The 25,690-nt window shown below is 41.0% G+C and carries 23 protein-coding genes; 15 read left to right on the top strand and 8 right to left on the bottom strand.

Annotated features, from left to right (window positions below; genetic code table 11):
• Positions 1–9 precede the first annotated feature (9 nt).
• The 3 genes from QZR76_RS07285 to QZR76_RS07275 all read right to left on the bottom strand — a co-directional run bounded on the left by QZR76_RS07285 (position 10) and on the right by QZR76_RS07275 (position 3,316).
• Complete coding sequence (locus tag QZR76_RS07285) at positions 10–669, bottom strand: carbohydrate-binding family 9-like protein (RefSeq protein WP_294141781.1); 660 nt, start codon at positions 667–669, stop codon at positions 10–12.
• A 68-nt stretch (positions 670–737) separates the two neighbouring features.
• Positions 738–2,408: a formate--tetrahydrofolate ligase gene (locus tag QZR76_RS07280; protein ID WP_294141780.1), complete on the bottom strand. Its 1,671-nt coding sequence runs from the start codon at positions 2,406–2,408 to the stop codon at positions 738–740.
• Positions 2,409–2,428: 20 nt separating this feature from the next.
• Positions 2,429–3,316, bottom strand: coding sequence for a hypothetical protein (locus QZR76_RS07275; protein ID WP_294141778.1), 888 nt, complete (start codon positions 3,314–3,316; stop codon positions 2,429–2,431).
• A gap of 167 nt (positions 3,317–3,483) precedes the next feature.
• Here QZR76_RS07275 and QZR76_RS07270 point away from each other — a divergent pair, with 167 nt between their 5' ends.
• A complete protein-coding gene (locus QZR76_RS07270) occupies positions 3,484–4,773 on the top strand; it encodes a DUF2851 family protein (RefSeq protein ID WP_294141776.1) in 1,290 nt (429 codons plus the stop codon).
• On the opposite strand, the gene QZR76_RS07265 is transcribed toward QZR76_RS07270, so the two are convergent.
• Complete coding sequence (locus tag QZR76_RS07265; protein ID WP_294141774.1) at positions 4,765–5,130, bottom strand: hypothetical protein; 366 nt, start codon at positions 5,128–5,130, stop codon at positions 4,765–4,767. The two genes, QZR76_RS07270 and QZR76_RS07265, sit on opposite strands and share 9 nt — an antisense overlap.
• A 3-nt stretch (positions 5,131–5,133) precedes the next feature.
• Positions 5,134–5,784, bottom strand: a complete 651-nt coding sequence (locus QZR76_RS07260) for a hypothetical protein (protein ID WP_294141773.1) — start codon at positions 5,782–5,784, stop codon at positions 5,134–5,136.
• A 326-nt stretch (positions 5,785–6,110) separates the two neighbouring features.
• On the opposite strand from QZR76_RS07260, the gene QZR76_RS07255 reads away from it, so the two are divergent.
• The 3 genes from QZR76_RS07255 to thiE are packed head-to-tail and all read left to right on the top strand — an operon-like array spanning position 6,111 to position 8,762.
• Positions 6,111–7,298: a carboxypeptidase-like regulatory domain-containing protein gene (locus QZR76_RS07255; protein WP_294141771.1), complete on the top strand. Its 1,188-nt coding sequence runs from the start codon at positions 6,111–6,113 to the stop codon at positions 7,296–7,298.
• 14 nt (positions 7,299–7,312) lie between these two features.
• Entirely contained in the window at positions 7,313–8,131 is an 819-nt protein-coding gene (gene thiM / locus QZR76_RS07250; protein ID WP_294141769.1) for a hydroxyethylthiazole kinase, read from the top strand.
• On the top strand, positions 8,112–8,762 hold the full coding sequence (gene thiE / locus QZR76_RS07245; RefSeq protein WP_294141767.1) for a thiamine phosphate synthase: 651 nt from the start codon (positions 8,112–8,114) through the stop codon (positions 8,760–8,762). Before thiM ends, thiE begins: the two co-directional genes overlap by 20 nt.
• Here the strand turns inward: thiE and QZR76_RS07240 are convergent.
• Complete coding sequence (locus QZR76_RS07240) at positions 8,731–10,080, bottom strand: sodium-dependent transporter (RefSeq protein ID WP_294141765.1); 1,350 nt, start codon at positions 10,078–10,080, stop codon at positions 8,731–8,733. The genes thiE and QZR76_RS07240 overlap by 32 nt on opposite strands.
• A 208-nt stretch (positions 10,081–10,288) precedes the next feature.
• Here QZR76_RS07240 and guaA point away from each other — a divergent pair, with 208 nt between their 5' ends.
• From guaA to QZR76_RS07190, 10 genes are all read left to right on the top strand, one after another.
• Complete coding sequence (guaA, locus tag QZR76_RS07235; protein ID WP_294141763.1) at positions 10,289–11,818, top strand: glutamine-hydrolyzing GMP synthase; 1,530 nt, start codon at positions 10,289–10,291, stop codon at positions 11,816–11,818.
• 418 nt (positions 11,819–12,236) lie between these two features.
• On the top strand, positions 12,237–12,617 hold the full coding sequence (locus QZR76_RS07230) for a hypothetical protein (RefSeq protein WP_294141760.1): 381 nt from the start codon (positions 12,237–12,239) through the stop codon (positions 12,615–12,617).
• A gap of 84 nt (positions 12,618–12,701) precedes the next feature.
• Positions 12,702–13,727: a DHH family phosphoesterase gene (locus QZR76_RS07225; RefSeq protein WP_294141758.1), complete on the top strand. Its 1,026-nt coding sequence runs from the start codon at positions 12,702–12,704 to the stop codon at positions 13,725–13,727.
• A gap of 4 nt (positions 13,728–13,731) precedes the next feature.
• The gene (locus QZR76_RS07220) at positions 13,732–14,058 is read left to right on the top strand and encodes a DUF1904 family protein (RefSeq protein ID WP_294141756.1); all 327 of its coding nucleotides are present in this window, start codon (positions 13,732–13,734) and stop codon (positions 14,056–14,058) included.
• 88 nt (positions 14,059–14,146) lie between these two features.
• On the top strand, positions 14,147–14,572 hold the full coding sequence (locus tag QZR76_RS07215; protein WP_294141754.1) for a MarR family transcriptional regulator: 426 nt from the start codon (positions 14,147–14,149) through the stop codon (positions 14,570–14,572).
• Positions 14,573–14,701: 129 nt separating this feature from the next.
• Positions 14,702–16,156, top strand: a complete 1,455-nt coding sequence (locus tag QZR76_RS07210) for an aminoacyl-histidine dipeptidase (protein ID WP_294141753.1) — start codon at positions 14,702–14,704, stop codon at positions 16,154–16,156.
• Between the two features lie 116 nt (positions 16,157–16,272).
• Positions 16,273–16,731 carry a GAF domain-containing protein gene (locus QZR76_RS07205; RefSeq protein ID WP_294141750.1) on the top strand — a complete coding sequence of 153 codons (459 nt, stop codon included), beginning with the start codon at positions 16,273–16,275 and terminating at the stop codon, positions 16,729–16,731.
• A gap of 123 nt (positions 16,732–16,854) precedes the next feature.
• Positions 16,855–17,607 (top strand): hypothetical protein, encoded by a 753-nt coding sequence (locus QZR76_RS07200; protein WP_294141748.1) that lies wholly within the window; start codon positions 16,855–16,857, stop codon positions 17,605–17,607.
• A gap of 365 nt (positions 17,608–17,972) precedes the next feature.
• Entirely contained in the window at positions 17,973–19,844 is a 1,872-nt protein-coding gene (locus QZR76_RS07195) for an ATP-binding protein (protein WP_294141747.1), read from the top strand.
• Positions 19,845–20,002: 158 nt separating this feature from the next.
• Complete coding sequence (locus tag QZR76_RS07190) at positions 20,003–21,679, top strand: DUF4153 domain-containing protein (RefSeq protein ID WP_294141745.1); 1,677 nt, start codon at positions 20,003–20,005, stop codon at positions 21,677–21,679.
• 5 nt (positions 21,680–21,684) lie between these two features.
• On the opposite strand, the gene QZR76_RS07185 is transcribed toward QZR76_RS07190, so the two are convergent.
• Positions 21,685–22,401 (bottom strand): tetratricopeptide repeat protein, encoded by a 717-nt coding sequence (locus QZR76_RS07185; protein WP_294141743.1) that lies wholly within the window; start codon positions 22,399–22,401, stop codon positions 21,685–21,687.
• A gap of 58 nt (positions 22,402–22,459) precedes the next feature.
• Positions 22,460–24,304 (bottom strand): YgiQ family radical SAM protein, encoded by a 1,845-nt coding sequence (locus QZR76_RS07180; RefSeq protein WP_294141742.1) that lies wholly within the window; start codon positions 24,302–24,304, stop codon positions 22,460–22,462.
• Positions 24,305–24,369: 65 nt separating this feature from the next.
• Between QZR76_RS07180 and rimO the strand changes: the two genes are divergently transcribed.
• Complete coding sequence (gene rimO, locus QZR76_RS07175; RefSeq protein ID WP_294141740.1) at positions 24,370–25,665, top strand: 30S ribosomal protein S12 methylthiotransferase RimO; 1,296 nt, start codon at positions 24,370–24,372, stop codon at positions 25,663–25,665.
• Positions 25,666–25,690 lie beyond the last annotated feature (25 nt).

Genomic DNA, 25,690 nt, shown 5'->3' with positions numbered 1-25,690 from the left:
TTATGTCAATTAAAAAATCAATGAACCGAAAAATTCCGATCGGTGAAAATCAGGATGTTCGGTATGAATGGGTTGCCAGGATAAAAAATGGGGAGAGGGTAATTTATTACCGCACTTATAGATATTGGCTTTAATGACGGTACCGTCTTGCGGCGCAAAATCAGTCTTGAATAAAGCGGTAAAAGGGATTTCGGTAATCAGTTCCCAACAAAAAGAGTCTCTTTTGCCTCCTCCGCGGGAAACGGATAGATGTATTTCTCTACGAACTGAATTTATAATAACGGAGTCCGCCAGAACCCGGTCGTTCCGTCCAGTACCGTAGCCTATTAACAAAGCGCCTATAGCGTTGAATTCAAAATTGTAATAAAAGGCCGAGGAGGGTAGAGGCTGTATGAAAAATTCGACACAGGAATCTTCCCATATGCTTCCGTTATCGTTTACTTCCTGTCCCCTGAAAGTATTTTCTTCCACCTGAAATTTCAGAAACAGAGCCTGTTCGTTGTAAGCTATTTTGCATTGTACGCGAGGAGTGTTCTGGTATGGATTTTCCCAGTTTATCTGATCTATAGGAAGAAAAATACATTTTTCATCCAGAAAGATACTTATTTGATCAAGCGAATAAGTAGTTTCAGACAGGTGTGGAATTTTTTCGAGGTGTATCGGATCCATCGCCTTTAGTGGTGTCGTAAATATAGTGGGAGAGGGGTTAGTTCTCCCACTTTAATATTATTATTTAATTAGAATAGACCGGTTATTTTCCCCTTGTTATCGATATCGATTTTTTCAGCGGCGGGGATATCGGGTAGACCGGGCATTCTCATGATACTTCCTGTAATAGGAATGATAAATCCAGCTCCGGAAGCGATCTCGATTTGTCGAACTGTGACCACGAAATCTTTCGGACGGCCTAATAATTTCGGATTATCGGATAGTGATTTTTGAGTTTTAGCGATACAAATCGGTAATTTGTCTAACCCTAAGTCCATCACTTTTTTCAAATCGTTTTTAGCCTCGGTCGTGTAATCGATGGCGGCAGCCCCGTAAAGCTCTTTCGCTACCGTTTCGATTTTCTTTTCGACACTCCACTCCCAGTTGTAAAGAGGTTTTAAGGTACAGCTGCATTGCTCGGCTACCTTGGCAACAAGTTTGGCCAAGTTTTCAGCTCCGGCTCCTCCCTTGGCCCAGACTTCTGCTACCTCCATGGGAACTTCCAGTTCGTTACATTTTTGAGCCAGATAAGCGATCTCCTCGTCCGTATCGGATTCGAATTTATTGATGGCCACGACCGGACAAATATTGAATTTTTTCATGTTCTCGACCTGTTTTTCAAGGTTGCCTATCCCTTTCTTCAGCGCTTCCACGTTAGGTTCTTTCAACTGGTCAATCTTAACTCCTCCATGGTATTTCAACGCTCTTACGGTGGCAACCAATACCACGGCACTCGGTTCCAATCCGGCTTTTACACATTTGATGTCAAAGAATTTTTCTGCTCCCAGGTCGAAACCGAATCCGGCTTCCGTTACCACGAAGTCAGAAAGAGTCAACCCCACGCGTGTTGCGATGATCGAGTTGGTTCCTTGGGCTATATTGGCAAAAGGTCCTCCGTGAATAATAGCAGGATTTCCTTCCATTGTTTGGACTAAATTGGGTTTTATCGCGTCTTTCAATAAGGCTGCCATTGCTCCGTTAGCCTGAAGATCTCGAGCGTATATGGGCTTTTTGTCAAATGTGTATCCAATGAAGATATTGCCTAACCGATTCTTTAAATCTTCAAAGTCGTCCGAGAGACACAAAATAGCCATCACCTCGGATGCTGCCGTGATATCGAAACCGGTTTCCCGCGGAATACCGGCTGTCGTTCCGCCTAATCCTACAATGATATGACGCAGGGAACGGTCGTTCATGTCCATCACTCTTTTCCAGGTAACCGTTCGAGGATCGATGTTTAAAGAGTGTGTTTTGCTCTGTATATTATTGTCGATCAAAGCGGCCAGCAGGTTATGTGCTTTTTCAATAGCCGCAAAATCACCCGTGAAATGTAGGTTGATATCTTCCATCGGTACTACTTGAGAGAATCCTCCTCCCGTGGCTCCACCTTTGATACCGAATACCGGACCTAAAGAGGGTTCGCGCAAAACGACCGTAGTTTTTTTACCGATACGATTCAGTCCCTCGGTTAACCCGATGGATATAGTCGTCTTACCTTCTCCCGCCGGAGTGGGAGAGATCGCCGATACCAAAACCAATTTCTTACCCTTTATTTTATCAAGATCAATAAGACTTAACGGTAATTTTGCTTTGTATTTGCCGTACGGTTCAAGTAAATCTCTTTCAATACCTAATTTGTCCGCTATTTCATAAATAGGTCTTAGAGCTACCGAATTAGCAATTTCGATATCTGTTTTCATATGCTGTATATTTAATATTTCTATTTCAGTATAAATTCAGTAGATCCGATTTGTTGATTATCACTAAAAAGGTCTGCAATATATTTTCCTTTTACCAGACTTCCGTCGTTCGGCCAATAAATGGAAATTTCCAAGCGCTCGCCTTCGTATTCGATTTCCCGCTTAGCGGAATAGGTAAGACTTGTATTTTGATATTTGAAGAATGATTTGTCGGAAGCTGCAATTATTTTTCCGTCAGGACGAGTCAGCCGCAGATAAATAAGCCTCGGTCCTCTTTTAGCCGTAATGTTTTTTGCAATGACAAAATCCGTTTTTAACTGGGAACATTTCTTTACCGATGTCTCTTTTCCCTTCTTGTTGATGGGATAGATGTTTATATTTTCTGCAGAGAGGGTACTTGCTTTCTCCAGAGTCTCTGCCATTAATTCTGTTTTCTTCTCTAATTTTTGGCTTTTCTCCCTTACCCAATTCATCTGTTTTTTTACTTCCGTATTCTCTGCCAGTAATTTTTTGTTCAGTTGATTTAAAGAGTCGATTTGGACCACGTAACTTCTGAGAACACCCTTCAATGTGTTTATTTCCCGTTTGTATCGGTTGATTTCAGCGTATGAATTGTTCTTAAACTCCTTCATCCTTTCCAGTAAATTGGTGATCTTTTCCTGTTCATGGATCAGTTTGGCGTTTAAGGTATCGTTATCCGTTTTTAAATTATCGTAATTATGACTTAAATCCGTCAATTCTTGTTCCAACGCTTGTTTTTCCGACGTGATGGCGAGCATATTCGCTTTATTTTCACTTCTTTCTATCAAAAAAAATATAAAAAGTACAATAAGTACAAGGGATAAAGCTCCAATGATAATCATTAAGGTTTTGTCTTTCTTATCCTTGATTAATTTCTTCTCTTCCATAGTTTTTTTACGTTTGGTTTCTTCCGTTTTAGTTTTTTTTATTCTGAAAGCAAAGATAAAGATAATAAACTAAACCTTGGTAATGGTTGAGCTTTTTATAAAAATTTAGCAGTTGATTTTTTGTAAAAAAAGTTGTAATTTCGTAGAAATCATCTCAATATTAGAACATGAATGAAGAATTCTTACAATATGTATGGGCGAATTCTCTTTTTGAGGGATCTGTTTGTTCTTCTTCTGGAAAAAAACAGGTTCGGATTCTACATGTCGGGACACAGAATTTTGATTCGGGACCTGATTTTTTTTGTGCCAGAATTGAAATCGACCACATTGTTTTGGTGGGAAATATAGAGATACACCAGAGAGGAAGTGATTGGTATCATCACGGCCACCATAAAGATCCTGCTTATGACAATGTGATTCTTTCTGTTGTTGAGGATGCTGATAAAGAAGTATATAACAGTAAAGGAATTAAAATAGAATCCGCTATTCTGGAGTTTGACAAAAGATTATGGGATGAGTATATTTATATGCAGGGAATACCGGTAAATCCTCGTTGCCATCGGCATTTAAGACGTCTGGATCAATTTGGAAAAGAGATCATTCTTTCGGGATATGCAGTAGAGCGTTTGGAAAGGAAATGCAGTGAGATAAAGGAAATGTTAATCCAAAATCAAAACGATTGGGAAGAGTGTTTTTATCGCCTGTTGTTGAAATATTGGTCCGGAAACGTGAATGCCGATGCATTTTCTTTGCTGGCAGAATATCTTCCCTATAAGAAGATTTTGCGTTGCGGAGACTCTTTGTTTAAAATTGAAGCACTATTATTCGGATCTGCCGGTTTTCTGGAAAATGAGTCCGAAGCAGACGAATACAAGGCCTCTTTACGGCAGGAATACGCGTATCAAGCCGCAAAGTTTAATTTGAGACGAATGGAGGCTTTTCAATGGAAGTTTATGCGTGTTCGCCCCATCAATTTTCCCTCGGTTCGTTTGGCTTTGCTTGCCGGAATGATGTATCGTTTCCAATTTTTGTTTGCTGCTTTTTTGGAGATTCGTTCGCTTCCGAAGGCCAAAGAGGTATTTGAGTCGACAACGTCTGTTTATTGGAACACACATTATCGTTTCAATATTGTTTCTCCTTTTAAAGAGAAAAAGATAGGAGAGACCATAAAAGACGTTGTTTTAATTAATGCGGTCGTCCCTTTATTGTTCGTATATGGTAAAGAGAGGGGGGAAGAGCATTATTGTGAAAAAGCGTTGAGGTGGTTGGATGAACTGAAAGCGGAAAAGAATCAGGTAACCCGTCAATGGCGGCAATACGGCATGACGATTCAAACGGCATTACAAAGTCAGGCTCTCTTACAAATTAAAAGGGAATATTGCGACAGACATCGTTGTCTTCAATGTAAAATTGCCTGCGAAGTATTTAAAGTATTAAAAGATACGGGATCAGTTTAGTTCTTGTTTTAGAACATCCGGTATTTCGACCTCTCTTTTTTCCAGGCTGATCAGCCAATCGTTTATCTCTTCCGGGCGTAAAGTGTATAACACTTCCCGAAATAAATCTATTTGTTCGTCATTATAAGTATCTGACGAAATCCCTCGGAATTGATCCAACTCTTCATCGTCAAAATAATCGATTTTTTCGGTAATTTTCTTCAATCCTTTCTCACAAACGGCATGAGCCCCGCAGCATTCTGCCGGAGGAGCGATCGGTTCTTTTTCCTGAACCTCGCTTTTCTTTGCTTTTTGAAAGAATGTAAATAAGGCAACTATGATTAGCAGCCCTATTACACTTAAAACTATATAGATCATTTTCTATTTTCCCAGCTCTTTTTTCAACAATTTGACCTGATTACTCAACTTCTCAACTTCTTGATTTTTTTGGGATAAAAGCTTTTTGTTAGCAGCCAATTGATTTTTTATGCTTTTTACTTCCTTTTCCAACCGGGTTATTTCATTATCCTTAAACTGGATGTTGGATTTAATCGTCTCGATCTCGCTTTTCAGTTTTCGATTATCCCACTCCGAATTTGTTTTTATTTCGGCTAACTCTTTTTTTAATTGGTCCCGTTCGCTTTTTACCGTTTTTATTTGGTTTTCCAGAGTCTCCAGTTGAACATTGCTATATTGTTCTTTGTTTTTCACTTGCTCCGAGACGTCTTTTAACTCTGATTTTAATGCCGTTTCTTTTGTTTCCAATACACGAAGTTTGGTATATAGGGCGTCGATTTGTTTGTCTTTTGCGGCAATATTAGCCGTTAATTGATATCGGATAGCATTGAAATCATCTTTCATCTTTAACATTTCGGCTTCCATTCTCTTCTTGTCGTTTTGCAGATTTACGACCTCTCGATCGCTACTTCTTTTAGCTCTTGCCAACTCTTCGAATTTCTTTTTTGAGACACAAGAGGAAAGAGATCCGATTATCATTAAGATGCCTGAAATGTAAAATAATGCTCTTCTCATATCGAAATATTTAAAAGTTACAAATTATAATTTTTGTGTTTTGAACGATTGATTTTCAATTACTTATTTTTTAATAAGCAGAAATGACCGCTTAAAAATCTTTCGCTCAGATTTTCATCATGGAGGCAAAAGTAACGAAAATATTTGTGTATAACAAAAAAAGCGGCGGATGTTCATTCAATTGAAAATAATCTTTTTATAACGAAGATCGTTTCCTCTGTTTTCATGGGTAAAAACTATTTTTTATTTGTTGATATGTCTGAAATAAGATTTATATCATGTATATTTGCAAGGATGATTTATTGTTAAACATGTAGATTATAGGTATGAATAAAAAGATATTCTCGTTGCTGGTGTTATTTTTCGGTCTGTTGTCATTTGTACAAGCTCAGGATGATGACGGAAAAATTCGGATTAAAGGAGTCGTCTTGGATGAAAAGACACGGGAACCGATCGCTTTTGCCAACCTGGGGGTCTTGGGAACCGTGTTGGGGGTTGCTTCCGACATGGACGGACAATTTGAATTGATTATTCCGGAGAGATGTATTTCGCATGTGCTGAAGATTTCGGCCATCGGATATGGGAGCAAAGAGTATAAAGTATATGATGTCAAGGATAAAGGGAAAGTTGAGATCCTCCTGCAGCCCATGACGTATGGTATTAAAGCGGTTGACGTGACAGCGGAATCTCTGGTATTCAAAAAGTTATTAGAGAGGGCCGTTAGTAATATCGGTTTGAATTATATTCCGCGGACTTATAATTATGAAGGGTATTTCGAATACGGAATCCGGGTAAATGACGGAGAACGAAAATCAAAAGAGGCGATCGTCAAGATATACGATAAAAACGGATATAAACGGAGTAATGTCGAAGAGGATTTCCTCGCGTTGAACTATAAGTTCACTCAAGTTCGCCGGAGCGAGGAAGCCGTATCCGTGGCTGACGGAATGATCTATTTTGACGATATTATTTCCGCTGATGTCGTTCGGAATACCCGGAACATATTGGATATTCAAAATTTGCGGGATTACACGTTAAAAAATAAAGGTATTATTCTATACGATGGAGATTCGGTACAGGTGATCGGGTACGAATGTAAAAAACCTACCGTATCGAATGCCGGAGATGCTTCCGTTGCGCAATATAGCGGAGAGATCTATATAAATATGAAAAATGCCGCTGTCCTTAAGAACGTGATGCGTATCCACTCTACCGGTTTCAATGTTATGGGACGTAATTTATTACCGGTCGAAGGAGACTCGAAATCCAATGTGGTAACGACTATTACCACGAATTATAAAAAAATCAGCTCCTACTATTTTCTTAGCGGTGTCAGTATGGTATATGCCTATAACGAAGGTAAGGATGTGGTGAAAGGAGAGTTGCAATATCAAACGACCCGGGTCAGCATAAGCAATGTGGAGACGATTGACGGGCGTACGTATTACGAGGATATGAAAACAGATCATGATTTTTGGAACCGTTATACCATTTACCTGGAGGAAGAGGAATAACAACAGATAAGAAGATGTGGAAAGATATTATCTGGAATACTATTTGTCAGGTAAAAGAGAAATCCCCTCTGGTTCATAATATCACGAATGCCGTAGTCATGAACAATACGGCTAATGCTTTATTGGCAGCGGGAGCTTCGCCTATTATGGCTCATGCCTTAGAAGAGATAGAGGATATGGTACCTCTTTGTCAGGCAACCGTGATCAATATCGGGACGTTGGATCGCTTTACGGTGGAATCCATGAAGGCGGCTATAAAGAAAGCCAATGAAGTCGGGTGTCCGGTCGTATTGGACCCCGTAGGAGCGGGGGCGACTCGTTTTCGGAATCAAACTTTAGAAGCTATATTGGAGACGGGAAATCCGCAATATATTCGGGGAAATGCTTCCGAAATCATGACATTGGCCGGATTGTCCACTCGTTCGAAGGGGGTTGATAGTACAGAATCTTCGTTAAGCAGTTTGTCTGCGGCCCAACGATTGAGCGAGAGGATTCACGGGATAGTATGCGTAAGCGGAGAAACCGATCTCGTTGTGGAGGGGAACCGGGTGATGTATTGCTATAACGGCTCCCGAATGATGGAAAAGGTGACCGGATTGGGATGCACGGCTTCAGCTATATTGGGAGCCTTTGCCGCCGTTCATCCGAATCTTTTCGAGGCCGCCGTGAGTGCCACGGTTTTTATGGGGGTATGCGGAGAGATCGCAGCCGGAATGGCACAAGGTCCCGGAACTCTTCAATTGCATCTTTATGATGTGATGTATTCTCTGACTCCGGAGCAATTTTATTCGATAGTCCGAATTTCCGATAGAAATGATTCGTATGTGGAGTAACCCTTTGTATTTAGTGACGGACGAAGAACTTTTGGCCGGAAAAGATCTGTTCGAAACGGTGGAAGCTGCCGTGAAGGGAGGTGTTTCCCTGGTGCAACTCCGTGAGAAAAACTCTTCTACCCGTGATTTTATAGAACGTGCCGTTCGCCTGAAGCAAATTTTAGCACCTTATGGCGTGCCTTTGATCATTAACGATCGGGTAGATGTGGCTTTGGCATCGGATGCCGATGGCGTACATATCGGACAAAGTGATATGCCTTATCCCATGGTGCGTCGGTTACTACCTTCCGGTAAGTTAATCGGTCTCTCCGTGGAGTCTCCCCGGCAAGTATTGGAAGCGAATCAATATGAAGTGGATTATATTGCAGCGAGTCCTGTTTTTGCGACCGCAACCAAGACGAATACACTTACCGAATGGAGCATAGAGGGGCTTCGGTGGATCAAATCCGTCTCTACTCACTTTTTAGTGGGAATCGGCGGAATACACGTCGGAAATATTGCCTCTTTGTTTGAAGCCGGGGCTGACGGTGTTGCCGTCGTTTCCGCAATCATTGCCTCTTCTGATCCGGGAAAAGCAGCCTCCAGCCTGCTACAGGCCCTTAAAAAAGGTGAAGGGCATGCAAAAGAATGATCGAGATAAAAAGAGGAGCGATGTATTTTAAAATAAATACCAACGGTTTAAAGAGACGTAATTTTAATTTTCCGTTATTCGTTAGCTCTGCTTGTAACAGATTACGATCAAACTTCCAACCAGCATAAACGGACAACAAGATTCCGCCTAACGGGAGGAGTATATTGGAACTCACGAAATCGAATATTTCGAATATGGTCAGACCTGCAATATGCAATTTACCGAGAGGACCGAACGAGAGAGTGCAGATTGCTCCGAAAAAGGTTACGATAAAAGTAGACAACATGGTGGCTTTGCGTCTTGTCATTTTTCTTTCTTCCACGAAAAAGGCAACGATTACTTCCAGTAAAGAGATGGAAGAAGTTAAAGCGGCCATCGTCAGAAGCAGGAAGAAGAGAATGGCCCAGAATTGTCCGAAAGCCATACTTTGAAATACCTGGGGTAAGGTTAGAAATACCAATCCCGGTCCGGAACTCGGACTTATATTGAATGCAAACACGGCAGGAAATATAGCGATCCCTGCCAGAAGGGCAATGGCCGTATCGGCACAGATTACCTGAATGGAGATAGAAGTCAGGTTTTCCGATTTGGGGATATAGGAGGCATAGGTAAGTAATACACCCATGCCAATGGAGAGAGAAAAGAATGCCTGTCCCAAAGCCGAAAGGACTCCTTGTGCGGATAATTCCGAGAATTTAGGAAGAAACAGGAACTTCAAACCTTCGGAAGCCCCGTCCAGCGTACATGCCCGGATACAAAGAACGATAATGATAACAAAGAGTAGCGGCATCATCATTTTTGTGTAGCGTTCGATACCTTTTTTTATGCCGGCTAACACGATAAAGCCCGTTAATGTCATAAAGACGATTTGCCAGATAACCGGTTTATAGGGATTGCTGATAAAATCGGTGAACAGGGTATTCAGTTCCGTGCCGGATAATCCGTTTAACGAATAGGTGAAGGATTTGACCACGTATTCCAGCGTCCAGCCAGCGACCGTACCGTAAAAAGAGAGAATCATACAGGCTGCTAACAAAACGAGAATACCGAAATGTCGCCAATGGGTTTTGCCGCCTAAGGTCATGAAGGTCCCGAAAGCATTTCGTCCGGAATGACGCCCTATGGCAAATTCCGAGAGCATGACCGGAAGTCCGATTGCTATTGTGAAAAATACGTATACGAGAAGAAATGCTCCTCCTCCGTTATTACCTGCCTCATAAGGGAATTTCCAGATATTTCCTAATCCCACGGCAGAACCGGCTAATGCGGCGATAGCCCCGAATTTGGAACCGAAACTGTCTCTCGTGTTCGTATGCATTATTAAAATTTTAAAGGTTTTGCTACGAATTTACGAATTTTATGGAGAAACGTTCCGTGGTTTTGTAAAAAAAACGAGAGAATGTGATTATTTATCTATATTTTTAGTCGTGAAAAGAGGCGGAAAGATTTGTAAATACAGTAGGATTTTCATTTTTAACTTTCAATGGAAAAAGTTATCTTTGTGCGCAAATCAATAAGCTGTTCAAATGCAAGAAAAAATTTTAATATTGGATTTCGGTTCTCAATATACTCAATTGATTGCCAGAAGAGTAAGAGAGTTGAATGTCTATTGTGAGATTTATCCTTATAATCATTATCCGGCTCCGGATGCCTCTGTGAAAGGGGTTATTTTGTCCGGTAGTCCCTTCTCCGTAAGGGATGAGAAGGCTCCCAAGCCTGATCTGTCCGCGATTAAAGGCAAATTACCTTTGCTCGGTGTATGTTATGGGGCTCAATACCTGGCTCACTATTTCGGAGGGGAGGTAAAGGCTTCTAACAAAAGGGAGTACGGAAGGGCGAACTTGTCTTTTGTGGATAAAACTTCTCCTTTGTTTAGAGGTATAAGCGACCATTCTCAGGTGTGGATGTCTCACGGGGATACCATTGAACTTTTACCGACCCATTATAAAGTGGTGGCAAGTACACATGACGTAGCTAATGCTGCCTATCATATCGAGGGAGAAATAACCTACGGTATACAATTCCACCCTGAAGTGTATCATAGTACGGAGGGAAAAGAGTTACTAAAAAATTTTGTCGTCGACATATGCGGCTGTAAACAGGATTGGACACCGGATTCTTTCATTGAGACGACGGTTGCCGATTTAAAGACTAAAATCGGCAATGACCGGGTGATTTTGGGATTGTCCGGTGGTGTCGACTCTACGGTTGCGGCTATGTTATTGCACCGGGCGATCGGTAAAAATCTTACTTGCATTTTTGTGGATAACGGCTTATTGCGAAAGGATGAATTCTCTTCCGTGTTGGAAAATTATAAAGAATTGGGTTTAAATGTTATCGGAGTGGATGCGGGGGATCTCTTTCTTTCCCGGTTGGCAGGAGTGGAAGAACCGGAGAAAAAACGTAAAATTATAGGAAGTACTTTTGTAGATGTATTTGATGCCGAATCCCGGAAGGTGGAGGATGCAAGATGGTTGGGACAGGGAACGATTTATCCCGACGTGATCGAATCTTTATCGGTAAACGGTCCATCGCAAACCATAAAATCGCATCATAACGTGGGAGGACTTCCCGAATATATGAAGTTGAAGGTCGTAGAGCCGTTGCGTTTGTTGTTTAAGGATGAAGTACGGAGGGTAGGCAAGAGCTTGGGATTGGCCGATAAGTTTTTACAGCGTCATCCTTTCCCCGGTCCCGGGTTGGCAATTCGTATCCTCGGAGAAATAACGAAGGAGAAAGTACGCCTTTTGCAGGAAGCGGATCATATCTATATTACCATGCTTCAGGAAGAGGGCTTGTATCATCAGGTATGGCAAGCCGGAACTATTCTTTTACCTATAAAGAGCGTGGGAGTAATGGGGGACGAACGTACCTACGAGAATGTAGTGGCTTTACGGGCGGTCGAGTCTACCGACGGGATGACAGCAGACTGGTGTCATCTTCCCTATGAATTTTTGGCAAAAGTTTCCAATAAAATCATTAACAACGTGCGGGGAATCAACCGGGTTGTTTATGATATCAGTTCAAAACCGCCAGCCACTATCGAGTGGGAGTAAAACGGTCTTTATTCGGGGAAAAATTTATATGATTTAATATTAACCAGTCATTTAATTGTAAATGACTGGTTTTCTTTTGTAGAATTTTGATTTTTGTGAAAAAAACTTTATTTTTGTCCTGAAAATAATCCCAAAAATAAGTATTATAAAAGTGAAATTCCAGGTACATGCGTCGTATCGGAATCGATTCTGGTATCTCTTTTTCAAAAAGAAAAGGGAGTACTATCGAAACGAGTCTTATCCCGCGGGATGGGGATGATTAGTTTTGAGTCGTTAAACATTTGAAAAACAACATCTGATGTCGGATAGGCAATCCGAAGAGGGGAGTGCCATGTCCGGACGTTCTTTGACATGTTGTTTCTCGGGTAGGGTAATCCGAGGTTTTGAAATAAATGTTTAACAAAAAAAACTCAAAACGATGATGAAAAAACAAAATTATGAATTGGTAGCTTCCGTGCGTCAAGGGAAAGTGAATATCTATGGATATGCATTGGAGAGGGTGTGTCGCTTTTATAGAGAGGCCATCCAAAACGCGAGCTCACAAGAACAAAAAGCAATTGAAATGGGACGTTATGCTATTTTCTTACTTCAGCAAATCGAACATTTCACTTCCCCCAAAGAACCGTTCTTTCTATTAGCCAAAGGACTTTTGGAATATGCTTCTTTCGTGTTACAGGAAGATCCTAAAAGGAAATGCCGTTATCGGTATTTTTGGGAAAAATTCCAAGAGACTTTAATTGAAATGGAAATACATACAAACCGGTTAAAAAGAGAGGGAATGGAAGAAAATCTGTGTTAACGTGGAGAATAATCAGTCTCCGGAAACGGCAGAAGGGTAAATTTTTTATCTTTGTAACTTCTTAAAACGGGAAGTTACAAAGATATGAAGTCAAATAGCATCATGATAGAGAGATTAAAGGAGCGTTTAAGCGATAAGAGATTAAAAATAGTGATTATCCCGCATATTTCTCCGGACGGAGATGCCGTCGGTTCCTGTTCGGCTTTGTGGCAGGTTTTCGATCGGCTGGGTATGCATTGTCAGTTGATTACTTGCGATTATATACCGGATTATTTGAAATGGTTGAGGAGGATACCGGATGCTATTTCGTTTCAAAATCGCTCACAAGAGTGTAGACGCCTGATTCGTCAGGCCGATCTGATCTTTATGATGGATCACAACACGATAAAGCGGGAAGGGGATTTGGAACCTTTGGTGAGAGAATTTAAAGGAGATAAGGTGATGATCGATCATCATCCGGAACCCGATGATGCGGATTACCGCATTTCGGATATTCGTGTTTCCTCTACTTGCGAGTTATTGTATCGGGTAATCCTGAAGATTTGGGGAAAAGAGATGATAGACCGGGATATTGCCAATGCTATTTACAGCGGAATTTCAACAGATACCGGAGGATTGAGTCATAATTCTTCTTGTCCTCAGACCTACCGGGTAATAGCCGATTTGTTGGAACTTGGACTGGACAAGGGGTATGTGCACGAACAATTATACCAACGTAATACACTCTCCCGGTTGCGTTTGACCGGAAATTGCCTGTTAAACAAGTTAACGGTAGACGAAAAATATCCTTTGGCCGTTATTCCGATTACCTTACAGGAACTGGAACTTTATAATTATAAGGATGGGGATCTGGAAGGTTTGGTAAACGTACCGCTTTCCATAGAACATATTCAGGTATCCGTGCAAATCACGGAGAGGAAAGACAAGGTGAAGCTCTCTTTCAGGTCGAAAGGGGATATACCTGTAAACTTGTGGGCAAAAGAGTATTTCAACGGCGGAGGGCATCAAAATGCAGCCGGAGGCCAGATGCCGTTGCCTTTGGAAGAGGTGATAAAGAAACTCAGGGATACTGCCGAATGGTTTTTTAAACAAATCAGCGATAAAAAGTAATACTATGCCTTTTTTAAGATTTCATGCCGTGGAGCAAAAGAGATTGGAACGGGTAGGAGAACGTTTGATCTCGGAAATTGTCAATACGTTAGGATGTCCAAGAGAAACGGTCGTATTGGAAGTGATGAATTCCTCCTTTGTTTCCGGAGCAGATAAGATTCAGCCTTACGCTTTTGTGGAGGTTCTCTATTTCGAACGTCCGTCGGAACAACAGGATAAAATAGCTCAAATTCTATATGATTGCCTGAAGGAAGTGGGGTATACGGAATCGGATGTTCATTTCTCCTATTTACAGAAATGTAACTATTACGAGAACGGAGGGAGGTTATAATAGCAAGTTATCGATAATTTTCTTAATTAAAAACTGCAATTTACAATTAAAATAATTAAGTTTGTGCATAGTATAAAATGCAACAACAATGACTGACCTGAAAGAATTAGTAACTCTTTTGAGTGAATCGGAAAGGGGTTACACGAAAATTTTAAACCGGAGTTTCCTGAATGCCGGTTTTGACCTTAGCCGGGAACAATATGAACTTTTGCAGGTGTTGTGGGAAGGAGATAACGTGAATCAGCAAACCATCTCTAAAAAACTTCATAAGGATAAGTACAACGTGACGAAATTGTTGAATACTCTTCAAAAGAGAGGGTATGTACAGCGGAAGATGGGAAAAGAGGATAAACGAAATAACTTTGTTGTGTTGACGGACAAAGGTATTGCCGCGGAGAAATCTTTGCGTGACATCGAGGAACAATTGCACATGGATATTACATTTACGATCTCTCCTCAAGAGATTAAATCGGGGATCTGGGTATTAAAAAAGATAACCGATAGGCTGGTTTAGATAAAAAGGATTGAGTGATTATAAGATTAGGTGATTCTGTGATTATATTTTAATTCCCCAATCACTAAATCATTAAATCGCAGAATTACAGAATCGTTAAATCTATTTATAAATCATAAAAAAATAAGTATGGGAGTTTTTAAAGGATTAAAACCAGAAGCGGTTTGGAATTATTTTGAGGAAATATGTCAAGTCCCCAGACCTTCTAAAAAAGAGGGAAAAATCATCGCTTTTTTATTGGAATTCGGAAAAAAGAACGGTTTGGAAACTTTTAGGGACGAGGCCGGTAACGTGTTGATCCGTAAATCGGCAACTCCGGGAAAAGAGCAAGTGCCGACCGTCGTTTTGCAAGCTCACATGGATATGGTTTGCGAGAAAAATTCGGATACGGTACACGATTTTGATAAAGATCCTATTATTCCCTATGTGGACGGAGAATGGGTAAAAGCCAAGGGAACTACTTTAGGAGCGGATGACGGAATCGGCGTGGCCGCTTGCATGGCTATTTTGACCTCCAAAGATATACAACACGGTCCGATCGAATGCTTGTTTACGGTAGATGAAGAGACCGGATTGACCGGAGCTTTCGCCTTAAAACCGGGATTTATCAGCGGAAATATACTGTTAAACCTGGATTCGGAAGATGAAGGTGAGTTATTTATCGGTTGTGCCGGAGGTATCGATACCGTTATTCATTTGGGATATGAAACGGAAGAAATTCCCTCGAACGCTTTTGCCGTTAAAATACAAGTGAAAGGATTGCAGGGCGGACATTCCGGAGACGACATCAACAAGGGTAGGGGAAATGCCATTAAGATATTAAATCGTTTCGTTTGGGATTTGAACGCCAAATACGGAGTGAGGATTGCTTTACTGGAAGGGGGAAATCTTCGGAATGCGATCGCTCGTGAGGCCGTGGCCGTGATTACTTTCGATGGGAATCAAAAAGAACAGGTAAGGGCTGACTTTAATGTTTACGCGGCGGAAATGGAAAATGTATGGCATATTACCGAACCGGGATTACAATTAAGCATGGAATCGACGGAACTTCCGGGGAGCGTTTTAAGCGCGAAGAGTACCGCTAATTTATTGAACTCCCTCTATGCTTGTCCTCACGGAGTCTTTTCCATGAGTTATCGTATGCCGGGATTAGTGGAAACGTCAACCAATCTGGCAGCTGTCCGGTTTATTGAAAATAACACGATTCTTATCACAACTTCACAGAGAAGTGACTTGAATTCGGAGAAGTACAATATTGCGAATATGGTAGAGGCCGTGTTTACGATGGCAGGAGCAAAAGTGGAGCACGGGGACGGTTATCCTGGATGGGCTCCCAATCCGGATTCTCCGATCCTGAAAATTGCGGTAAATTCTTATAAAAAGTTATTCGGGAAAGAACCTGTCGTACGTTCGATCCATGCCGGCTTGGAATGTGGTTTATTCTTGGAAAAATATCCGCAGATGGATATGGTTTCATTCGGACCGACATTGAGAGGAGTACACTCTCCCGATGAAAAGATCAATATAAAGACCGTGGAAATGTGGTGGTCTCACCTGGTGGATATTTTACAGTCCGTTAAGTGATCGGATTGTCTTTTGTTCTCAGATTTACGATCGGGGTTAAATAATCGGATGTTTCTCAACCTCTGGTCGTAAATCTGAGTTTTGATGAAATAAGTTCTTACTAATTGTATAAAACATTGGAAACTTCTAAGAAATTAGCCAAGTACGATAGGCTTTACGAGCAGATCAATACTTACGTTCAATCAACGGAGGATATTTGGGCTCGTTTGGCAACTATGGAAGCCGTATTACACCATAAAATGCAACTGTTTTTTTGGACGGGAGTTTATGCCTTGGTAGACGGGGAGTTGATCGTGCGCTCTTATCAAGGGCCTGTCGCCTGTCAAAAGTTAAGAGAAGGTGGGGTTTGCTGGAGCGCTATTCGTTCAGGGGAAACGGTTATCGTGGATGATGTGAACCAATTTCCGGGACACATTGCATGTAATGCTGCTTCCAAAAGCGAGATCGTTGTTCCTATACGAGATCGGGAGGGTAGGATTTTTGCTTGTCTCGACGTGGATAGTGACCAATATAATGCGTTTGATCGGGAGGATGAGATAGGATTGAAAAAAATTCTTTCCCTTCTTTTCCAGTAAGATAGAGTAAAATGATCTCATTTATATAAAAAATAAGTTAAGTTATTTTTGATTTTTCTCAGGAGTATACTATCTTAGTCTCAATAACTAAATAATACTCACGTTAATATTAAAACCATAGGTATGAAAAAATTACTTTTGTTTGTTTTATGCGGTCTGTTTATTGGAACCGTTTCTGCACAAGATGAAAATGGTAAATTGAAAAACGAAGGGAATGCAGCCCTAAGAGCGAAAAATTACAAGGAAGCGTTTACGAAATACGAACAATACCTTAAAGCTGTTGACTATAAGGACAATGCAATCGTGTTTAATACGGCTTTCTGTGCGGATAAAATTAAAGACTATGCGGCAGCGGATAAATATTTTACGATGTCTATTCAAAATAAATATAAATTAGCTTCTGCATATCTTGGAAAGGCCAATGCTTTGCAAGATCAGAAAAAGTTCCCGGAGATGTTGAAAACCTTGGAGGAGGGGATGAAAGCCAATCCTGGACAAGCCGGAGCCAAGTTAGAAAAGATGTATGCCGTTTATTACTTGAAAGAGGGACAAAAATTCCAGAAAGAAAATAAAATAGAGCAAGCTGCCGAGTGTTACGCGAAGATTACCAAAATGGCTAATAAGGGAATGCAAACCAATGGCTATTTAAGTTTGGGAACACTTTATTTCAATAACGGGGCAACTATTCTTCAGAAAGCTCACGAGTATGCGACAACGGAAGTAGATCGATACAATGCCGAAAAAACAAAAGCTTTGAATAGCTTTAAAAAAGCCCAGGATTATTTAGTGCAGGCATCCAGTCTGTCACCGGAGAATTCGGAAGTAAAAGAGGCGATGAAAGCCGTAAAAGATGCTATGGCTCCTTTGACCAAATAAATGGAAAATAGATACAATGAAAAGGATGAACTTTAAGTTCATCCTTTTTTTATTGCAATAAGGAGAAAATAGGGTCATGAATGGTTCATGTCTTCCTGTAAAGAGATTATTGATCCGGCAAAATTTAATATACATGTAAAATATCGTCAAAATGAATTGTATGTTTTGTAACTTTTTTTAGTTTTTTTTCGTAACAAAAACTGTTCTTTGAAATCAAAAAAAATACTCTTTAACAATAAAACTTTGAGCTATTCTCTATTTTTGTCTATGCAATAAGGAATAGTTGTATTTGAAGTCTTTATGTTAGAGTATAAAGACACACAAGGAGTTGGACGGAATTAAGAACAGTAAAATATTTTTCGATCATGACCAGGCAACCGGATTCTATGTTCTTTTCAAAATTGATGAATAGTGCTAATATGGGATGGTGGGAGGCGGATTTAGAGAGCGAAAATTATACTTGCTCTGAATATATTTCAGATTTATTGGGATTGGAAGAAGATGGCATTATCAGTTTTGAAGACTTTAATAAACGAATTGTAAACGAAGAACAACGGCCCACAACCGTCCATTCTTTTAGTGCTCGGCAAATACCTGAAGCAGTTTATCTGCTCCAAGGTGCCAGAGGAAACATTTGGATTCGAAGTAAAGTTTGTTTTCAGGAAACGGATAAAAACGGAAAAACAAAGGTTTACGGTATTGCCGAAATTCAGGATGGCCCGGATATGGCGTCAGCTTATCAAGCACTACAATATAACGAACGTATCCTATATAATATATATAAGAATCTGCCGGTCGGTATCGAGTTGTACGATAAGGATGGGGCATTGGTCGACCTGAATGATAAAGAGTTGGATATGTTCGGTTTGTTCCGGAAAGAGGATATCTTAGGAATAAACATCTTTGAAAATCCTGTTTTCCCGGAGGAGATGAAAGAGAAGTTGCTAAAGAATGAAGATGCAGACTTTACCTTCCGGTATGATTTTTCAAAAATAGGCGAATACTATCCTACGCGAAAGAGGGAAGGTACTATCGATTTGATGACAAAGGTTACGACTTTGTATGATGAAAACCATAATCCGATCAACTATTTATTGATTAATGCCGATAGGACGGAAACCACAGTAGCCTACAACAAAATTCATGAGTTCGAGAATCTTTTTGAATTAGTGGGAGACTATTCTAAGGTAGGATATGCCTATTATAATCTACTCACCAAAAAGGGACATGCTCCCAAGAGCTGGTATCGGAATATAGGGGAAAAGAACGAAACGCCTTTGAAGGAAATCGTGGGGGTATACAATCACGTCCATCCTGAAGATCGTGTTTTTTTAGTTGAGTTCGTGAGGAAAGCCAAAGAAGGCATGGTTCATGAATTTAGTCGTGAAATACGGGTACTCCGGGAGGATGGAAGTTACTCGTGGACCTATGTTAATCTTTTATTAAAAAATTACGCTCCGCAGCATGGTATCATCGAATTAATATCCATTAATTATGATATCACCGAACTGAAAAAGACGGAAGAGATGCTTATCAAAGCGAGAGATAAGGCCGAAGAATCCGATCGGATGAAATCGGCCTTCCTGGCCACTATAAGTCATGAGATTCGTACACCTCTAAACGCCATTGTCGGATTTTCCGGTTTGCTTTTCTACACGGATGATGAGACGGAAAAAGAGCAATACAATGCGTTGATCAGACACAATAATCAACTATTACTCAATATTATAGACGATATTCTCGATTTTTCCAGGATAGAGGCCGGTAACATAGAACTTTATCCCAATTGGTTCGATTTATCGAACCTGATTCAAGAGTGTATGACGGAGTATGGGGAGAATGTACAGCCCGAAGTGAAACTCCTATCCCGATTTCCCGAACACGATTATTTGGTCGAGCTCGACCAAATGCGTATCAAACAGGTTTTGAATAATCTTGTTTCAAATGCGTTGAAAAATACGTTGCGAGGACATATCGAAATCGCTTACGAGCTTATCGATCGTGGTGTAAGAATAAGTGTCAGCGATACCGGGAGAGGTATTCCCCAGGATAAAATCGATAAAATATTCGAACGTTTTGAAAAGATAGACGCTTTTGTTCCGGGAGTGGGCTTGGGATTAACCATATGCAAATCTATCGTGGAAAAGATGGGCGGACGTATCTCCGTCGAGACTCAGTTGGGTGAGGGTAGTACGTTTAAAGTTGAATTACCTTGTCATGTTTTGATTCAACAATAAGGGATTACAGGCAAATTCTGGGGGCTCTGCAACAAAACAAGGATTCTTTTGTATCAAATAAATCAAATTCGTGTCACGTGGTTCATTTTTTTAAATAAATTTTCTAATTTTGGAGGTGTGATGCGATTAAAATGTATTGCATCGTAAATGATTATCAGATGGCAGGAAAATTAGCACGTTGGACGAACAGATGGCGGATGGTCATGGTTGCGGCTCCGGTGGAAATCATTATTTCCATCTTATATTGTTTTATTGCTTTGTTTAAATACGAAAGTTATTTAGGGAACGAGAATTTTTTGTTTACTTTTCCGGTTTGTTTCGGAGCCTTATACACGATCAATAACCTGACCCGAAGAGGTAACCCGAGACGGTTCTATTATTTATCCGGGCTTTCTGTAATTCTATTTTGGTTCTGGCAACCGAATATAGAGAGAAGCATCTATTGGATATCTTTAATCATTAGCCAGCTGTTTGTATTTTTAAGTTGGAGGGAATGGGAAAATAAGGTATTTATAAAAGTCGTTTTTATCTATTGTAAAGATATGATTTCAGCCCTGTGTCTGGCTACGGTTGCTCTCGTACTGGCTATCGTCATCTACTATTCGATTGTTTATATTTTTGATTTGGAGATAGTCAAAGAATGGCTTTTTGTAGAGTATACGATAAGAGTCGCCTATCTTTTATTGGCACCGATTCTTTTTTTGATGTTTAATACCAAACAGGAGGAAGAGTGGGAAACCGGACGTTTTGCTTCCGTTTTGATCCATTATATATTGTCTCCGGCTTTATTGGTTTATACGTTTGTTTTGTATCTGTACATTATAAAGATTGTAGGTATATGGTCTTTACCCAAAGGAGGAGTAGCTTATATGGTATTAGGATTCGTCACCTCCATGTTTTGCGTGAAATCCGTTCAGCCTTTGCTAAAGCGTCGTTATTTCGACTGGTTCTACGGTTACTTCAGTTGGTGGGTGGCTCCGACGTTGATTTTGCTATGGGTCGGTACGATGTACAGAATTCAGGAGTACGGGTTCACGGAAGCTCGTTTTTACCTTTTGCTGATTACCATTATCGTCACTCTTACTTGCGGTATGTTTTTCACCCGTCGTACGAGCCGGTACGCGTGGGTGGTTACGGGAACCCTGGGAATGTTGATATTATTCTCTTATATTCCCGGAATTCAGGCTCGTGACTTCGGTTTACGCTCTCAAATAGCCCGGGTGGAACGGATATCGAAAAAGTTGGGTATAAGTGACGGGAAACAAATACATCGTCCGGAAACATCCCTAAAGAACGATTCTATTGTCTTGAGACAATACAAGATGTTATATGATGCTTACCGGTATGTTCAAAAAGAGGAGGGAAGCGAATACGTGAAGAAACGTTTCGGATACACTCAGGCTGAACTTAAGGATCAAATCATACCCGATGAAATTGACGAATGGTCTTACACGTATCGTTCTGTGTTATATCTCTTTATTCCGGACAGTTTACCTGTTCCCGTTAAAGGATACGATCTGTTTGAAAAGGTAACTGCTTATTCTTCCGGGAATAATATTTTTTATAGTGTTACAGGGGGAGAGCTGGTTCTCCAGAAAGCAGATACGATTTTGGTGGAAAAGAATTTAACGGAATGGTTCCGGAACATTTTAAAAAAGAACGGTATCACGCGAAAAGAGGAGTTAACACAAGAAGGTCTCGCTAAATATCTTTCTCAATTCATGCTATTGGATATAGCGGGTATACGAATCGTGTTCAATTCCATAACCGTCGATCAGAAAACGGCAGAAGTTACGGACGTCGGGATCGGTTTTATATTGAAAAAAGAGAAATAGAATATCTATTTTTTCTCTTCCGGATAGTATTGGGAAATCACTTCCGAGGCTTTAGAATAACCCAGATGTTGCGATACCTCTAAATCCTGTAAAGCCTCTTTGTAATTATCCACCCGTAGTTTAGAAATGGCCCGGTTATAATAGGCCTTAGCATTGGAAGGATCTATTTGAATACAACGAGAGTAACTTTCGATGGCATCGCTTAACCGGCCTTTTTGATGATAGATAACTCCCTTGTTGAAATAAATAGCACTCGATTGTAAACCTAAGGAGAGAGCTTTATCATAATCGATAAGGGCTCCGTCCAAATCTTTCATTTTAAAACGGACAATCCCCCGGTAATGGTATGCGTTGGCGAGATCGGGCTTTAAATTGATTGCCTGGCTGTAATCACGAATGGCATCCTTACCTTTTCCAAGGTTTTCATATATGATTCCCCGGTTATAGTAAGCAAGAGCATTCGCGGGATCATTGGCAATCACGTAATTCATATCTTCCAAAGCTTTTCGGGGATTTTTCAGGTTTGCCCGAACAATAGCCCTGTTGTAATAGGCCGGTAAAAAATCAGGCGCAAGGGATATGGCGTTATCAAATTCTTCCAAAGCTTTTTCGTATAGATTGCGGTTGATGTAATCCATTCCCCGTTTGTTATTTTCCAGTGCCTGATAACGATCACAGGAGATAAAGCATAATATGAAAATAACCCAAACAGTATATCGCATGCCCGTCTTTTTAATATTCACTTCAAAGTTAATGATTTGATATGTAAAAATAAATATTTCATCGGCTTTTATTTGAATAGAGGCGTTTTAAAAGATCCGGCCGACGTATTTTATTCAAGAGATCGGCAATCTCGTTTCGAAATTCTTTTTTATACCAGAAGAAAAAAATATTTTGTTGTTTTTTCTCTTTTTCACTCTTGGCAGATTTAATTTCACGCGTGGAATAGGGATGAATCCCGGAATAATAGATATCCGTGGCCAAGGTCATAGGTGTCGGTGTAAAATCTTGAACCTGTTCCAGTTGAAAATTCAATTCTTTCGTCGCAATAGCCAGTTCCGCCATGTCTTCCAGCCTGCATCCCGGATGGGATGAGATGAAGTAAGGAATTAACTGTTGGTTGAGGCGCTCCCGTTTATTAACAGCATTAAAACGATGGGTAAGTTCTCGAAAGAGCTGAAACGAAGGTTTCCGCATCAGGTGTAGAACCTGATCGGAGGAATGTTCCGGGGCCACTTTTAACCGCCCGGAAACATGATACTTAATAACTGTTTCAAGATAATCCCGGTTTACGTTATCCACCTCCTTATTACCCGTCCGGTGCATTACCAGATCGTAGCGAATACCGGAACCGATAAAAGCATGTTTCACGCGAGGGTGCTTTCGGACATGATCGTACAATTCCAACAAGGGGGAGTGGTCGGTATCGAGATTCTTGCAAACCGTGGGAAAAAGACAGGAGGGACGCTTACAACCATCGCAAAGGGCGGAATCCTTCCCTCTCATTGCATACATGTTGGCCGAAGGACCTCCCAAATCGGAAATAGTTCCTTTAAAGTCAGGCATTTCGCTGATCCGCTCGACTTCCCGCATGATAGAAGCTTCCGAACGGGAAGAGATAAATTTACCCTGATGAGCGGAGATCGTACAAAAAGCACATCCTCCGAAACATCCCCGGTGCATGGTTATGGAATGCCGGATCATATTATAAGCACTAATCTCTTTACCCTTGTATTTCGGATGGGGCAACCGGGTAAACGGCAAGTCGTATATCGCATCGAGTTCATCCGTGGTCAGGGGAGGATAGGGAGGGTTGACGATTACTTGATGTTCGCCGATAGGCTGTATCAGCTGTGCCGCGTGAATACTATTGGATTCTTCTTCAATATGGCGGAAATTTACGGCAAACATTCGTTTGCTTTGCAGACACTCTTCGTGGGAGTGTAACGTGATGCATTTCCATCTTTTGTTTGTGGCGTACTTTTCATTTCTTTCCCGGATAACCGCAGTCTGAGGAATGTTGGTAAGATTGGCAAAAGGGATTCCCCGGCTTAACATCCGACAGATTTCCATGATCGGTTTTTCACCCATACCGTAAATAAGCATATCCGCGTGACTTTCAAAAAGGATAGAAGGCTTTAACGTGTCTTTCCAATAATCGTAATGGGTGAAACGACGTAAGGAGGCTTCTATTCCCCCGATAATTACGGGCGTATCGGGATACAACTCTTTCAGAATCCGGGTATATACGATAGTCGGCATGTCGGGACGGGCTCCGCTGCGTCCCCCGGGAGTATAGGCGTCGTCCGAGCGCTTTCTGCGAGCAGCCGTGTAGTGGTTAACCATAGAATCCATACTTCCAGGGCTGATGCCAAAAAAGAGAGTAGGTTTTCCCAATTTTTTGAAGTCTCTCAAATCGTCCTGCCAGTTGGGCTGCGGGACAATGGCCACTTTCAATCCCATGGATTCGAGAACCCTTCCGATAACGGCAGCGCCGAATGAAGGATGATCGACATAGGCGTCCCCGGAGAAAAGAATAACATCAATACTTTTCCAACCTCTTTGTTCCACTTCCTTCTTAGTCGTCGGTAACCACCTGTATTCTCGTTCCATTATGTTTTCCATATAATCGGACAAAGATACGAAAGATAATTCCTATTTTACTACCTTTGTGCCCAAATTTGGAACAAATGAAAAAAGTGAATATTATCAGCTTAGGATGTTCGAAAAACTTGGTAGACACCGAGTTATTGATGAAGCAATTGGAGACCTCCGGGTATAAAGTAGAGGTAGAGGTCGATAATTCGAAGGCTGAAATCGTAGTTATCAATACTTGTGGTTTTATCGGAGATGCAAAAGAGGAGTCTGTCAACACGATACTGGAGCAGGTAGAACGGAAAAAAGAAGGCCTCATCAAACAGGTGTACGTGATGGGATGTTTGTCGCAACGTTACCATACCGAATTGATCCATGAAATTCCGGAAGTAGACGGCTATTTCGGAAAATTTGATTGGAAAGGGGTTTTGACGGCATTGGGGAAAAGTTACGATGAAGAGATCAGAAACGAAAGACATCTGACGACCCCGAAACATTATGCCTACCTGAAGATTTCGGAGGGGTGTAATCGGGGATGTTCCTATTGTGCTATTCCTATTATGACGGGTGAATATAAGTCGAGGGATTTCGAGGAGATTATAGAGGAAGCCGATCACTTGGCACGACAGGGAGTGAAGGAAATTTTAGTATTGGCACAGGACATAACCTATTACGGAATCGATAAGTACGGTAAAAACCGTTTGGCCGAATTGGTAGATCGGTTAGCGGATATACCCGGAATTGTATGGATTAAACTGCATTATGCCTATCCGGCAGGATTTCCTACGGAATTGTTAACCGTTATGCGGGAACGGAAGAATGTATGTGCTTACTTGGACATTGCTCTGCAACATTGTAGCGATCATATGCTGAAATTGATGCGAAGGGGGGTTACCAAGCAGCAGACGAGGGAGCTCATAGCCCGTATCAGGGAGGAAGTTCCGGGAATATTTATCCGTACGACGTTAATGACGGGACATCCGGGAGAGACGGAAGAGGACTTTAAAGAGCTGGTAGAGTTCGTGGAAGAGATGAAATTCGAACGATTAGGAGTATTTCCGTACTCCCACGAGGAGGATACTTATTGTGATAAACACTATCGGGATAATGTTCCCGAAGAGATAAAAAGGGATAGGGCCGAGGAGATTATGGAAAGACAAAGAAAGATATCTGCCGAGTTGAATACCCGTTTAATCGGTCAAAAAATAAAGGTGTTGATCGATAGGGTTGAGGATGAATTTTACGTGGGACGTTCCGAACACGATTCTCCCGAAGTGGACCCGGAAATCTTTGTCAAAAGCGATAAAAAACTTTATCCCGGTCATTTTTACGAGGTAATAGTTACGGGTGCGGATGACTATGATTTATATGCCGAAGTGAAGAAAATTTGAAAAAAACGGAAAAACATAGGCTATT

It is taken from the genome of uncultured Sanguibacteroides sp., assembly GCF_900543425.1.
Taxonomy (GTDB): domain Bacteria; phylum Bacteroidota; class Bacteroidia; order Bacteroidales; family Marinifilaceae; genus Gabonibacter.
The sequence above is the reverse complement of the archived record's forward strand: the minus strand, read 5'-3'. Positions and strand labels throughout refer to the sequence as shown.

Coding starts and splice junctions, on each gene's coding strand:
- thiM (WP_294141769.1), top strand. CDS start 7,313: ATGTGGAAAGATATTATCTGGAATACTATTTGTCAGGTAAAAGAGAAA.
- rimO (WP_294141740.1), top strand. CDS start 24,370: ATGAAAAAAGTGAATATTATCAGCTTAGGATGTTCGAAAAACTTGGTA.
- guaA (WP_294141763.1), top strand. CDS start 10,289: ATGCAAGAAAAAATTTTAATATTGGATTTCGGTTCTCAATATACTCAA.
- QZR76_RS07215 (WP_294141754.1), top strand. CDS start 14,147: ATGACTGACCTGAAAGAATTAGTAACTCTTTTGAGTGAATCGGAAAGG.
- QZR76_RS07225 (WP_294141758.1), top strand. CDS start 12,702: ATGAAGTCAAATAGCATCATGATAGAGAGATTAAAGGAGCGTTTAAGC.
- thiE (WP_294141767.1), top strand. CDS start 8,112: ATGATTCGTATGTGGAGTAACCCTTTGTATTTAGTGACGGACGAAGAA.
- QZR76_RS07190 (WP_294141745.1), top strand. CDS start 20,003: ATGGCAGGAAAATTAGCACGTTGGACGAACAGATGGCGGATGGTCATG.
- QZR76_RS07265 (WP_294141774.1), bottom strand. CDS start 5,130: ATGATCTATATAGTTTTAAGTGTAATAGGGCTGCTAATCATAGTTGCC.
- QZR76_RS07185 (WP_294141743.1), bottom strand. CDS start 22,401: ATGCGATATACTGTTTGGGTTATTTTCATATTATGCTTTATCTCCTGT.
- QZR76_RS07285 (WP_294141781.1), bottom strand. CDS start 669: ATGGATCCGATACACCTCGAAAAAATTCCACACCTGTCTGAAACTACT.
- QZR76_RS07180 (WP_294141742.1), bottom strand. CDS start 24,304: ATGGAAAACATAATGGAACGAGAATACAGGTGGTTACCGACGACTAAG.
- QZR76_RS07240 (WP_294141765.1), bottom strand. CDS start 10,080: ATGCATACGAACACGAGAGACAGTTTCGGTTCCAAATTCGGGGCTATC.
- QZR76_RS07260 (WP_294141773.1), bottom strand. CDS start 5,784: ATGAGAAGAGCATTATTTTACATTTCAGGCATCTTAATGATAATCGGA.
- QZR76_RS07210 (WP_294141753.1), top strand. CDS start 14,702: ATGGGAGTTTTTAAAGGATTAAAACCAGAAGCGGTTTGGAATTATTTT.
- QZR76_RS07230 (WP_294141760.1), top strand. CDS start 12,237: ATGATGAAAAAACAAAATTATGAATTGGTAGCTTCCGTGCGTCAAGGG.
- QZR76_RS07280 (WP_294141780.1), bottom strand. CDS start 2,408: ATGAAAACAGATATCGAAATTGCTAATTCGGTAGCTCTAAGACCTATT.
- QZR76_RS07255 (WP_294141771.1), top strand. CDS start 6,111: ATGAATAAAAAGATATTCTCGTTGCTGGTGTTATTTTTCGGTCTGTTG.
- QZR76_RS07270 (WP_294141776.1), top strand. CDS start 3,484: ATGAATGAAGAATTCTTACAATATGTATGGGCGAATTCTCTTTTTGAG.
- QZR76_RS07200 (WP_294141748.1), top strand. CDS start 16,855: ATGAAAAAATTACTTTTGTTTGTTTTATGCGGTCTGTTTATTGGAACC.
- QZR76_RS07220 (WP_294141756.1), top strand. CDS start 13,732: ATGCCTTTTTTAAGATTTCATGCCGTGGAGCAAAAGAGATTGGAACGG.
- QZR76_RS07275 (WP_294141778.1), bottom strand. CDS start 3,316: ATGGAAGAGAAGAAATTAATCAAGGATAAGAAAGACAAAACCTTAATG.
- QZR76_RS07195 (WP_294141747.1), top strand. CDS start 17,973: ATGACCAGGCAACCGGATTCTATGTTCTTTTCAAAATTGATGAATAGT.